Source organism: Croceicoccus sediminis (assembly GCF_007570835.1).
Taxonomy (GTDB): domain Bacteria; phylum Pseudomonadota; class Alphaproteobacteria; order Sphingomonadales; family Sphingomonadaceae; genus Croceicoccus; species Croceicoccus sediminis.
In genome coordinates this window covers 835,589-847,251 of the sequence record NZ_SUNC01000001.1, presented here as the reverse complement: position 1 = coordinate 847,251, position 11,663 = coordinate 835,589, and the positions used below count along the sequence as shown (strand labels likewise).

The following is an 11,663-nucleotide window of genomic DNA, read 5'->3' as shown; positions in this document are numbered from 1 at the left end:
CAGCAAGCTGGGGAAAGTGGCGTAATGGCCCAGAAAAAACGGGTTGCAGTTCTGTTCGGCGGCGCAAGCCAGGAACACGACGTCTCTGTCGTGTCGGCCCACCAGCTGATGGACGCCGCCGACGTGCGCGGGATCGAGGTCGTGCCGGTCTATACCGACTTCGAGAATCGATTCTTCTCCGCCCCGTTCCTGCGCGACATCCGCCGGTTCAAGCCGAAGCCTTCCGGCGCGCCCGAAGTCATCTTCTCGTGGTCCGAACGCGGCCCGGTGATGCGCGAACGCCAGAGCCTGAAGGAAACGCCGATCGACTGCGTCCTTCCGGTCTTTCACGGCCCGTTCGGAGAAGACGGGCGGCTGCAGGGCCATTTCGAGCTTCTGGGCATCCCCGTCACCGGCTTTTCCGCCGGGTCGAGCGCGATGGCCATGCGCAAGGACGCGACCAAGGCGCTGGTGCGGCTGGCGGGCGTCAACGTGCTGGATCACGTCACGGCCAACCGGGCGAAGCTGGCCGATACCAGGGCGCTGATCGCCGAGGTGGAGGAAAGGATCGGCTTTCCCACCATCGTTAAGCCCGCGAACCTGGGCTCGTCCATCGGCGTCGGCCTTGCCAAGACGGCGGCGGAGCTGCCCGCGCTGGTTGCCTATGTCCTGGCACAGGACAACCTTGCCATCATCGAGCCGCAAGTGCGGAACCTGGTCGAATACAACATCGCGATGCGGTGGGACGAGGCGGCCCAGGAAGTGAAGTTTTCCGCCATCGAACGCCCCAAGTCGGGCGCCGAATTGCTCGACTTCAAGGAAAAGTACCTGTCATCGGGCGGCGGCACCAAGGGCGCGTTTTTGCCCAGCGAGGGGATGCTTTCGCTCACCCGCGATATCAATCCCGACATCCCGGCCGACTTCAAGGCGACGATCCACGACTATGCGCGCCGCGCCTTCATGACGCTGGGCCATCGCGGCGCGCCGCGTATCGACTTTATGTCGAACAAGGAGACGGGGGAGATCTGGTTCAACGAGATCAACGCCATCCCCGGCTCCTACGGCTTCTTCCTGTGGGAAGCCGCCGAAGAGCCGAAGCTGTTCCCCGAACTGGTCGATCACCTGGTGACTGAGGCACTGCGCGACACGGTCAAGCGGTTCGACGATCCCGTGCCGCAGGGCGCCTACCTGCTGCCGCGTTAAGCCTTAGAGCGAAGAGACGAGGTGCCCGCCGTCCACGGGGATGACGGCACCGGTCATGTAGGCGCCAAGGTCGGATGCCAGCAGGAGCATCGGTCCGTCGAGGTCCGACAGATTGCCGAACCGCTGCATCGGGATGCGGCTCAGCATGTCCTTGCCGACGGGGGTATTGAGCAGGCCCTCGGTCAGTTCGGTCGGGAAGTAGCCGGGGGCCAGTGCATTCACCCGAATGCCGTGGCGCCCCCATTCAAGCGCAAGCTGCTTGGTCAGTTGTACGACCGCTGCCTTGCTGGCCGCATAGGCCGAAAGTGTCTGTCCCTGCCGCAAACCGAGGATCGAGGCGGTGTTGACGATCGATCCGCCCTTGCCATCGGCGATCATCGCCTGCGCACAGGCCTGGGCCATGGCAAAAGCGCCCGTCAGGTTCACCGCGACGACTTTCTGGAATTCGGCGATGTCCTGCTTGATCGCCATGCGCGCGCCGTCGATCCCGGCGTTGTTGAGCAGGATGTCGGGTGAGCCGAGCGTGCAGGCGGCACTGGCAACCGCGTCCTTGCAGGTGCCTGCATCGGCAACGTCCAGCGCCACAGCTTCTGCCTTCACGCCCTTGCCGCGCAGTTCGTCGCGCAGCGCCTCCAGCCGGTCGATACGCCGCGCGCACAGCGCCACGTTGGCACCATGTTCGGCGAGAGTAAGGGCAAAATGCGCGCCGATGCCGCTCGATGCGCCGGTGATGATGGCCGTGCGGCCCGAAAGGTCGATGTTCATGGGGCAGGTGGGTGCCTTTTTCGCAGCCTTCTCGCAACCGCTTGTTATCCGGGAGACGAGCGGTTAGCCGTTCGCACCATGGCAGACAAAAAAAGCAAAAGCCTCGTCAGCATTGACGTGGGAGGAACCAACGCCCGCTTCGCCCTTGCCGAAGTGGCGAACGGAAAAGTGGTGTCGGTGGATGAACCGACGACGTTCGCGACCGGATCGGTCGACGGACTTGCCGCCGCCTGGCGCCGGTTCGAGGATTCGCACCCTGACGGACTGCCCCGTGCCGCCGCCATCGCGGTCGCCGGGCCGGTAAATGCAAACGAGATTCGCTTCACCAATTCGCACTGGGTGATCCGGCCCGCCGACATCGGGGCGGAACTTGGCGTCGATGCCCATTGCCTGATCAACGATTTCGAAGCGGTCGGCCATGCCGTTGCCGCCGCGGGTGAGGAACATTTTCTCCACTTGTCGGGGCCTGAAGACATTCCCCAATTTGGGACGACGACGATCACCGGTCCCGGCACCGGCCTTGGCGTGGCGGCACTGGTCCGCCGACCCGACGGATCGTACCGCGTTCAGCCGACCGAGGGCGGCCACATCGGCTTTGCACCCGAAGACCGGGTCGAAGAACAGATTCTCGCCGTCGTGCGCGAATCGCTGCCGCGCGTTTCGGTCGAACGCATGTGTTCCGGCCCCGCGATCCTCTATCTTGCCGAAGCGATCGCGCGGATCGAGGGGCTGCCGATGCCGTCGGGCGATGACCGGGAGCTTTGGCTGTCGGCCATTACCGGCACCGATCCGGTCGCGGTAAAGGCGATGGAACGGTTCTGCATGATCCTTGGCGCGGCGGCGGGCGATCTGGCGCTGGCGCATGGTTCGAATGCCGTCGTCATCGCGGGCGGACTGGGCCTGCGCCTGCGTGAACAGATCCGCGCATCGGGCTTTGCCGACCGCTTCATTTACAAGGGCCGGTTCAAGTCGCTGATGGAAACGATCCCCGTTCGCCTCATCACCCATCCGCAGCCCGGCCTGTTCGGTGCGGCCGCGGCTTTTGCCCAGGCGCACACGTAACCTGACTAGCTAAGTCGTTCAGAAGGCTGGTGAATGGCACGGTTGCCGTTCGTCGGCGCGGATATGCCGTTCGTCGGCGGGCGGAGTCGCTCGTCGACAACCGTATTGCGGCCATAGAACACCTAATGCGCCAGTTCGCGATGCACGGCAAAAGGTTCTCGTCATTTCGAGGAGGACTAAGCCATGAAGACCATCGCAGCCATCGCCGCAACCGCAGCCCTTGCCATCGCCGCCCCGGCCTTCGCCGCATCGGTCGAGGTGGAATACAAGGATCTCGACCTCACGACCGAGGCCGGACAGGCCCAGCTCGAAGACAGGCTCGACGATGCCGCCCGACAGGTTTGCGGCATGGACCAGATCCAGACCGGCACCCGTATCCGCAGCCGCGAGGCACGCGATTGCTACGCCGGTGCCAAGGCCCAACTGTCACAGCAGATCGCCACCTTGGTCGAAAAGCAGAAGACGGCAAAGGGCGGCTGACTGCCCAAGACCAGCAGTTCCCAGCAGTCAGCTGACCTGCGCCCGACCGCTTCCGTGCGGTCGGGCGTTTGTCGTCATGAAGGGCTAATCGCGATCAGGTGAACGAACCGCCTTCTGCAGCCAGCTTCTTCAGCATGGCGGCCGGTTCGATGCCCATCTTCTCAAGGCCTGCCACGATCTTGTCGAGGCCGTGGATATCGGCCCAGCACATCGGCCCGCCCTGATAGCTGGGCCAGTTGTAGCCGAGGATCGCGGCCACATCGATGTCGCCCGCGCGCAGGGCGATGCCTTCGTCGAGGATCTTCGCGCCTTCGTTGATGACCGGATAGAGCAGGCCTGCCACGACCTGTTCGGGCGTCAGTTCGACGTCGCCGGCGATACCGCGATGCTTGCGCACCTTTTCGATGATGTCATGCGCGGCAGGCGCCGGGGTGCCGCGGCGCTTTTCGTCGTAATCGTAGAAGCCGCCGTTCAGCTTCTGGCCGCGACGTTCCATCGCCACCAGTTCGCCGGTCAGCGTCATTTCGCCGGGGAAAGTGATGACGTCGAGGCCGATGAGGTCGAGTAGGGCGATCGGGCCCATGGCAAAGCCATAGTCGCGCATCGCCGCGTCAATCACCTGCATCGGTGTTCCGGCCAGCAGCATTTCCTGGCTGGCAATCATGTAGGGCAGCATCAGGCGGTTGGCGATGAAGCCGTCGCAGACCCCTGCCAGAACCGGCGTCTTGCCGATCTTGCCCGCCAGCTTCATACCGGTGGCGATCACGCTGTCGCTGCTCTTGTCGCCGCGCACCACTTCAAGAAGCGGCATGACGTTTGCGGGGCTGAAGAAGTGCAGGCCCAGCACCATTTCGGGGCGGCTGGTGAACTTCGCGATGTGGTTGATGTCGAGGAAGCTGGTGTTCGAGGCCAGGATCGCGCCCGGCTTGCAGATGGTTTCAAGGCGGCTGAACACCTTTTCCTTGATCTCCATCGATTCGAACACGGCCTCGATCACCAGGTCGACATCGGCCAGATCCTCCATGTCGAGCGATCCGGTCAGCAGGCCCATGCGGGTCGCGACGTCCTCGTCCGTAAGGCGGCCCTTCTTGGCGGTGTTCTCGTAATTCTTGCGAATGACGCCAAGACCGCGATCCAGCGCTTCCTGCTTCACTTCCACGATGGTCACCGGAATGCCGATGTTGGCAAAGTTCATGGCGATGCCGCCGCCCATGGTACCCGCGCCTATGACGCCCACGCTCTTCACGTCGATCAGCGGCGTGTCCTTGCCGATGCCCGGCACCTTGGATGTTTCGCGCATCGCAAAGAACACGTGACGCAGCGCGCGCGACTGGTCGGAAGTAAACAGTTTTTCGAAGTTTTTCGATTCGACCGCCATGCCTTCGCGGAAGGGCAGGTTCACCGCGGCCTTCACCGAATCGAGAATCTCGTCGGGTGCGATAACCCCGCGGAACAGGCGGCCATGCTCGGCCTTGAACCGATCGAACAGGTCGGCGTCGGTGCGGTCCTTTTCGATGAGGTCGGTCTTTTCCGAAACGCGGGGCAGCGGGCCGACTTTCGCCATCATCGCGGTCGCCATGGCCATCGCCTCTTCCATCAGCGCGTCGTCGGCGACGACCTTGTCGACAAGGCCCATCGTCTCGGCCAGCGCGGCCTTCACCGGCTTGCCCGTGATCATCATCTGCAACGCGGCTTCGGCACCGACCAGGCGGGGCAGGCGCTGCGTGCCGCCTGCGCCGGGCAGGAGGCCCAGGTTGACCTCGGGAAGGCCCATCTTCGCGGAGGCCGCGGCGATGCGATAATGACAGCTCAGCGCGAGTTCGAGCCCGCCGCCGAGCGCGGTGCCGAAGATCGCGGCGACGACCGGCTTGGACGAAGCCTCGATACGGTCGATAACGCCGGGCAGCCAGGGTTCGCGCATGCCGATGTCGAATTCGGCAATGTCCGCGCCTGCGGGGAAAGTGCGGCCCTTGGCGGAAATGATCGCGGCCTTGATGTCCGTGTTGCTTTCGATCTCCTCGACCGCTGCGGCCAGCCCTTCGCGGACCGAAAGGCCGAGCGCGTTGACCGGCGGGTTGTCGATCAGGACGACGGCAACGGCGTTATCCACGCTCAGCGTGACGGTGTCGGAAAGGGTCTTGGCTTCGGACATTCAGGTCGCTCCTCGTGTCTCTTTGCGTGTTCGCGCGCAAGCGGGCGCGCGTGTTCGTTCGGCGCGTAGATGACGCAGTGCGGCATAAATTACAATTACGCAGGGGAAACCGGCCTTTTGGCGAGGTAGACCGGGCCGGCGGCGAAACAATGGACCACGGGCCGACCCGAGCCGCCCGGAAAAATGAGAAAGCCCGTAGCAGGGCAATCCCGCTACGGGCTTTCGCATGGTCAGCGGCCGGAAGTGCCGCCCTGACGAAACCTCTATCGCTTCACACCCCAGGAGGGGGCGGATTAGCGATAATGCCTCGTAGTGGACTTCACCGACCTCTCTGCTGAACCATGAGACATCGGATCACCTCCTTTCGCGCCGGGGCCAAGATTAACCGCGTACCGCAAGCCCCCAAGTTAGCCTGCGAGCGGCGGGGCGGGGCGGTGTATCCGTGCGATCCTGGGCCTTGCGCCGTGGCTATCGCCGTTCCGCTCCGTCCTTGATTCGAGAGAGTACTTTTTTGGCGTTTCACAACAAGTCTTGCGTGAAACTTATTCACTGTCATAATCGATCACTTCGGGACTTTGTCATGCGACAAACCTTTGATTAAGCAAGGTTTGTTCGTGCAAGGCAACTTGCGTCTCACGCTCCCGAAGCTCTCTAGCACCACGCTGTCGCCGCCCGCCCCGAAGGGCACAGCGCAACTATCCACAGCCGTCTTTTCGGTGGCCCGCGTCTAGCGGCAATCCTCGACCACGCGGGCAATTTCTGGCCAGCTCGGCAGGTAGAGCGCGGCAAGGCCCGGAACCTGTACCGCGATGCGCCCGCGGCTGAAGATCATCGCGTCGAGAATCGGGTCGTAGGGTTGCAAAGTCGCGACGGTAAAGTCGTTCGCACCAGTGACTGCGCCAGCGGGCAAAGTGCGGTCCGCCTCGGTCGAAGTGACGTGCATCGACGTCGCGCGCGGATTCGTGCCCGCGCGCCACAGCTTGACCTGACGATTCGCCGGTTCGCACGCGATGATGAAGCTGGCGTCGCGGTTCGCCTCGCCGAAAACGGCGCGAGTCGCGGTGCCGCTCGAAACGTATTGCCAGTCTCCGGGCGTCAGCGGTGCGTCCAGCCAGCCGGAAGGGGTCTGCGCCACGGGCGGCGGAGTCGGGGTAGGAGTGGGCGTCGGTGCGGGGGCTGGCGGCGGGGCTGAAACAGGTTCAGGCGCGGGCGGCACGCACGAGGCGAGGCCAAGTCCGGTCGCCGCAACGGCGGAGCCCATGAGCAGCCACGTACGGCGCATGGCCTTCACGGCCTGCTGTCGGCGCTGGGTTGCGGGAAGGGCGGGCACGTCATCGCTTGGCGTCATGCGCGCGTTATGCGAAGGGCTGGCCTTGCACTCAAGCCCCTTGACGCCAAACCGGTTTTCCTTTTCGCCCGTTCGATGATGACGCCTCCTGCAAACAAGCCCAAGAAGCAACGCGTGGACCAGATGCTGGTCGAACGCGGGCTCGTGGAAAGCCGCAGCCGCGCACAGGCGCTGATCATGGCGGGCACAGTGTTCAGCGCAGAGGTGAAGATCGCCAAGGCCGGGCAGCAGCTTCCTGCCGACGCGCCGCTGGAAGTGCGCGGACGCGACCACCCGTGGGTCAGCCGGGGCGGCATCAAGCTGGCCCACGCCATCGACGAATTCGGCCTCGACCCCGAAGGTGCGACCGCGATGGACATCGGCAGTTCGACCGGCGGGTTCACCGACGTCCTGCTGCAAAAGGGGGCGCATCATGTCTTCGCGGTCGATTCGGGCACGAACCAGCTGGCGTGGAAGCTGCGCCAGGACGATCGCGTGACCGTGCTGGAACAGACCAGCGCGCGCATCCTGACGCCCGACCACATCGACCGGCCCTGCAATTGGGTCGTCTGCGACGCCAGCTTCATCGGACTTGCCAAGGTGCTGGAAGTGCCGCTCGCGCTCGCCGTGCCGGGCGCAGTGCTGGTCGCATTGATAAAGCCGCAGTTCGAGGTCGGCCGGGGTGAGGTTGGCAAGGGCGGAGTCGTGCGCGATCCGGCGCTGCACGAACGGGTTTGCGGCGAAGTGACCGAATGGCTTGAAGGCATCGGCTGGACCGTGAAGGGCCTGACGACCAGCCCGATCACCGGGCCCGAGGGGAATGTCGAATTTCTCGTCTGGGCGGAAAACATCGGCTGATCCGGCGGCAGGGCAGGAACGCGTCGCATATCTCGCGCGTTTCACCGCTATGGACACCAAGACTGCATCCCCCGACACCTCCCGCTCGGTTCTCAAGTGGGCTTTCCTGACCGTTCCTCTAGTCGTCGTGCTGGGCATCCTGTCAGGCTGGGCTTCGGGCTCGGGCGGTGATGGGGCCTGGTTCGCCGCGCTGGTGAAGCCGGAGATCAATCCGCCGTCCTATCTGTTCGGCGTCGTCTGGACGATACTCTATGTCCTGATGGGCTTCGCGCTGGCCTTCGTGCTGGCCGCACCGCCTACGCCGTTCAAGCGGTTCGCCGTGACGCTTTTCGCCGTGCAGCTGGTGGTCAACGTCCTGTGGTCGCCGATTTTCTTCGGCGCGCACCTGATCGCGTTTGCGTTCTTCTGGATCGTCCTGCTCATCGTGCTGGTCCTGGCGACAATGGCCTATTTCGCCCGCATCAGCCGGACCGCGATGCTGCTGCTGGTCCCCTACCTTGCGTGGATCTGTTTTGCCGCGGTGCTGAACCTGCGATTCTGGCAGTTGAACTGAGCGGATATCGAGGCCACATAGGCACCATGCAGAGCGACAATCCCCGTATCTCGGACTTAACCCGCATGTTCACCGCAGCCGCCGGCACGTTTGCCGGTATGGCGCAGGAATCGGCCGAAGCCGCCCGCGAACGCTTCAAGGAAGCGCTGGGCGGCATGGACTTCGTCAGCCGCGAGGAATTCGAGGCGGTGAAGGAAATGGCCGTGAAGGCACGGGAAGAAAACGACGCGCTCGCCGCCCGCATCGCGACGCTGGAGGCAGAAGTCCTGCGCGCCGCCTCGACCAAGGCTGCTGCGCGCAAGACCCCGGCTAAGAAGGACGCGCCGGAGGGCTGAGACTACGGCCTCAATGGAGCCCGTAGGTCATCGCTGTAAAGAAAACGCCGGTGATTGGATTGCCTTCTGCGTCAAGCGCAGGCGTGAATTTCGCGTGCCGACGCCATTTCCTGCAGGTATGATCCGAAAAAATCTCTCCCGCCAGATTGCGTGTGATCCGGCACTGCGCCGGTTTTCCATTTTCGTCGACCACGATCATGAACCAGACCGTTCCCTGCTGGGGGTTGCGGATTGCCTCCGACGGATAGTCGTTGAACACATCGCGCAACCATTCCTCCTCGTCGGCCAAGGCGGCAGGGCGGGAACTTTTTCGTAGTGCGACGGGGTCGACCCCCATCTCAGTCAAAAGGTTGTCGAGGCAAGAACGCAACGCGTTGAGAGGTGCCCTCAAACTACCGGTCATGTAGGCGATTTCCTGGTCGCTTTCATCGGTAAGAAACAAACCCTCGACGCCTGCTTCGACTGCCTTTCGCTCGGCCTCGTTCCGATAATTTTCCGCAGAAGGATTATCGGTCAATCCAGCAGCGTTATGACCGAGGCCGGCTTCGAACATCAGGCCCTTTCCGATTTCAAACTCAATCGGTTTGACATGGCCTGCCTTCTGGGGTTCAGCCGTCTCAGACCACCGGAACTTGAGGCCTTTGGCACCAAGTTTGCTGGGATAGACCAGCACGTCAAAGCCCGCCTTGAGCGAAGTCGGTGCAGCCAGTTCCAGCGTCGACTTCTGATCGCCTTCCCCGAAGGTGGCCCAAAGCCTGCAGCTGTTTTCGGCATAGTCCATGACCCAGGCCGACGATTTCTGGAGCTTCACCGGTTCTGCGGAGGCTGTGGTGGCCATCCCAATCGCGACCATTCCCCACGCCGCAGCAAATGCCTTGCAATTCATTACAGTTAGCTTCCTCATTTTCGAACACTCGGCGCGCGATCGGGCGCATTGCCTTGCCCCTCATAGACCATGCATTACCCCCGAGGGGTAAACGGCAGAATGCCGACGGGCTCCCAATTCAAAACGTGAAACACGCGATTCTCGCCTGCGCGCTTCCCGGCCGCGCTTATGCTCGCCCCGAATCAATCCTGAAATGCGAAAACCGTCAATTGATAAACCCCCTTTATCGGCAAGCCGTCACTGCCCAATGCCGGCTCGAACCGGGCGACTTTCTTGAGCAGCTGGCACGACTCCTCCATCAGCTCCTCAGGCTCGATCCTGAACTGCGAATGGCACGACGAGACCGCGCCGGTCTCGTCGATCATGAGACGGACCCGGTTGTGAAACCTGGCAAAAGTACCCTTTTCTTGGCGCCTGAAGAAAAGTTCAAAAAAACGCTTCGTCCATTTCTCGTAATCGATCGGCTTTGGGCTGCGGGTGCGTGCCTTGTAGGCCGCGGCGTCGAGACCCCAGTGCTGGGTCAGTTCGTCGGTGCATGTCCGCATCGCGTCGAAGGCGGCGCGCAAGTTGCCAGTTTTGAAGAAGACCTTCGATCTGGGCCCCTTGAGCAAGTAGAGCCCATCGACTTTCGTCTCGGCAGCTTGCGACAATTCTGTAATTAATGCGGGAGCAGTCTCACTTTCCTTGATGTCAGGGTCGATTAAAGTGCTTTTAAAAACGAAGCCTTTCTGACCATCGACCTCGATGAGCGACATCGCCTGCAATTCCTGGTCCGGCGCGTCATCGCTCCATCGCATCGTGAACTTGCCATCGTCCCTCAGCTTCAATCCCTTGCCGTACACCATAACGTCGAAATCAGCGCCTGGGCCGTATTGCTGGAATTCCAGGACATAAGGTTTTTCCTGGTCATCTCCTGCGTCACTTTTGAAGGCGGCGCGCAGTTTGCAACTGTCTTCGGCGTAATCCATCACCCACGGTGAACTCTTTTCCAGAGTCACCGGCTGGTCTTCGGCAAAGGCAGGATGCGACACGGCCAGGGAGAGAAGCCCGGCCCCAATAAGCAACTTCTTCATTGCGGCAGGTTAGGTAGAAGTTTCTTTAAAAGTCAAACGCTTGCCCTTTCGCGCGCTTTACTTGATCGGACAGTGGCGACGTGTCCGAAAACTGCCGCCTCTCAACCGCGAAATTTCATCCCGATTTCCACGTGATAGGTCGCGACCGGCTCACCTGCCTCGTCCAGCGCAGGTGAAAAGCGAGCCTGCCGCTTGATCTGGCTGCACACGCGTTCGCTTTCCTTCTGGCTCAGGAAATCGGAGAGGATCTTGCAATCCGTCACCCGTCCGTTCTCACCGATCAGCACCCTGATGGGCGAAGGCACGCCAGCCGGGTGTCCGGATGCTTTGACCAGCGGCGTCGTGAGTGAAATGCCTTTCGATTCCGCGTCGCGCGACAGTTTGCGCTGCACCTGTGGGTCGAGGTCCCACGATGCCACCAGATCATCGGTGCATTTCTTGAGTGCATCGAGCGCCGGTGCCATCGGGCCGGTTTTCAGGGTCACAACCGGATCAAGTTTGCCCCCGAACTGGATTTCTTCGGCGTCTCCGATGGTATCCAGTTTGAAGGGGCCATCGTCCTTTCGTCCTTCGAGGTAAGCCGACCAGATGGAGGTCATTGCGAAAAAACCACGGATGCCGTCTGGGCTTTGTGTCGGGAAGAGGAAATTCATCTCGTGGCCCGGTCCATCTTTGCGCCAGCGCACTTCAACCGATGGGCCGACATCCTTTATGGGACTGCCTACCAGTCGTACGTTGACGTTCGATCCCTGATCGAAAGCCTCGATCTGGAAAGCGATCGGTCCAGCTTCGCTTATGAAAACGCGTGAGAGCGCGCAGCTATTGTCGCGATAGTCGACGGCCCATGGGGCAGACGGCTCAAAGGCGATAGGAGCGTCCGCAGCGAAGGCAGGTTGCGACACGGCCAGGGAGAGAAGTCCGGCCCTCATGAAAAGCTTCTTCATGGCAGCAGGTTAGGGGAACGCCGCGCCAATGGTCAAACACCTGCAT

The 11,663-nt window shown here is 62.2% G+C and carries 12 protein-coding genes; 6 read left to right on the top strand and 6 right to left on the bottom strand.

Going from position 1 to position 11,663, the window contains the following annotated elements; all coding sequences use genetic code 11:
• Nucleotides 1-24: 24 nt before the first annotated feature.
• Nucleotides 25-1,182 (top strand): D-alanine--D-alanine ligase, encoded by a 1,158-nt coding sequence (locus FAX90_RS03905; RefSeq protein WP_144095698.1) that lies wholly within the window; start codon nucleotides 25-27, stop codon nucleotides 1,180-1,182.
• Nucleotides 1,183-1,185: 3 nt separating this feature from the next.
• Here the strand turns inward: FAX90_RS03905 and FAX90_RS03900 are convergent, their stop codons facing one another.
• Entirely contained in the window at nucleotides 1,186-1,947 is a 762-nt protein-coding gene (locus FAX90_RS03900) for an SDR family NAD(P)-dependent oxidoreductase (protein WP_144095696.1), read from the bottom strand.
• Nucleotides 1,948-2,025: 78 nt separating this feature from the next.
• Between FAX90_RS03900 and glk the strand changes: the two genes are divergently transcribed.
• Nucleotides 2,026-3,009 carry a glucokinase gene (gene glk / locus FAX90_RS03895; protein ID WP_144095694.1) on the top strand — a complete coding sequence of 328 codons (984 nt, stop codon included), beginning with the start codon at nucleotides 2,026-2,028 and terminating at the stop codon, nucleotides 3,007-3,009.
• A 183-nt stretch (nucleotides 3,010-3,192) separates the two neighbouring features.
• Nucleotides 3,193-3,489 carry a UrcA family protein gene (locus tag FAX90_RS03890; RefSeq protein WP_144095692.1) on the top strand — a complete coding sequence of 99 codons (297 nt, stop codon included), beginning with the start codon at nucleotides 3,193-3,195 and terminating at the stop codon, nucleotides 3,487-3,489.
• A gap of 94 nt (nucleotides 3,490-3,583) precedes the next feature.
• Here the strand turns inward: FAX90_RS03890 and FAX90_RS03885 are convergent, their stop codons facing one another.
• Together FAX90_RS03885 and FAX90_RS16510 are read right to left on the bottom strand one after the other, a co-directional pair.
• Nucleotides 3,584-5,641, bottom strand: a complete 2,058-nt coding sequence (locus FAX90_RS03885; RefSeq protein ID WP_144095690.1) for a 3-hydroxyacyl-CoA dehydrogenase NAD-binding domain-containing protein — start codon at nucleotides 5,639-5,641, stop codon at nucleotides 3,584-3,586.
• Nucleotides 5,642-6,368: 727 nt separating this feature from the next.
• Nucleotides 6,369-6,989 (bottom strand): hypothetical protein, encoded by a 621-nt coding sequence (locus FAX90_RS16510; protein WP_170234852.1) that lies wholly within the window; start codon nucleotides 6,987-6,989, stop codon nucleotides 6,369-6,371.
• 78 nt (nucleotides 6,990-7,067) lie between these two features.
• Between FAX90_RS16510 and FAX90_RS03870 the strand changes: the two genes are divergently transcribed.
• Genes FAX90_RS03870 through FAX90_RS03860 form a run of 3 tightly spaced genes read left to right on the top strand, consistent with a single transcriptional unit; the run spans nucleotide 7,068 to nucleotide 8,714 of the window.
• Nucleotides 7,068-7,826, top strand: a complete 759-nt coding sequence (locus FAX90_RS03870) for a TlyA family RNA methyltransferase (protein ID WP_420810964.1) — start codon at nucleotides 7,068-7,070, stop codon at nucleotides 7,824-7,826.
• Between the two features lie 49 nt (nucleotides 7,827-7,875).
• Nucleotides 7,876-8,379 (top strand): TspO/MBR family protein, encoded by a 504-nt coding sequence (locus tag FAX90_RS03865; protein WP_144095682.1) that lies wholly within the window; start codon nucleotides 7,876-7,878, stop codon nucleotides 8,377-8,379.
• A gap of 26 nt (nucleotides 8,380-8,405) precedes the next feature.
• Nucleotides 8,406-8,714 carry an accessory factor UbiK family protein gene (locus FAX90_RS03860; protein WP_144095680.1) on the top strand — a complete coding sequence of 103 codons (309 nt, stop codon included), beginning with the start codon at nucleotides 8,406-8,408 and terminating at the stop codon, nucleotides 8,712-8,714.
• A gap of 10 nt (nucleotides 8,715-8,724) precedes the next feature.
• On the opposite strand, the gene FAX90_RS03855 is transcribed toward FAX90_RS03860, so the two are convergent.
• The 3 genes from FAX90_RS03855 to FAX90_RS03845 all read right to left on the bottom strand — a co-directional run bounded on the left by FAX90_RS03855 (nucleotide 8,725) and on the right by FAX90_RS03845 (nucleotide 11,617).
• Nucleotides 8,725-9,600, bottom strand: a complete 876-nt coding sequence (locus FAX90_RS03855) for an energy transducer TonB (protein ID WP_170234850.1) — start codon at nucleotides 9,598-9,600, stop codon at nucleotides 8,725-8,727.
• 182 nt (nucleotides 9,601-9,782) lie between these two features.
• Nucleotides 9,783-10,673 (bottom strand): hypothetical protein, encoded by an 891-nt coding sequence (locus FAX90_RS03850; protein ID WP_144095676.1) that lies wholly within the window; start codon nucleotides 10,671-10,673, stop codon nucleotides 9,783-9,785.
• A gap of 101 nt (nucleotides 10,674-10,774) precedes the next feature.
• A complete protein-coding gene (locus tag FAX90_RS03845; protein WP_144095675.1) occupies nucleotides 10,775-11,617 on the bottom strand; it encodes a hypothetical protein in 843 nt (280 codons plus the stop codon).
• Between the last annotated feature and the right edge of the window lie 46 nt (nucleotides 11,618-11,663).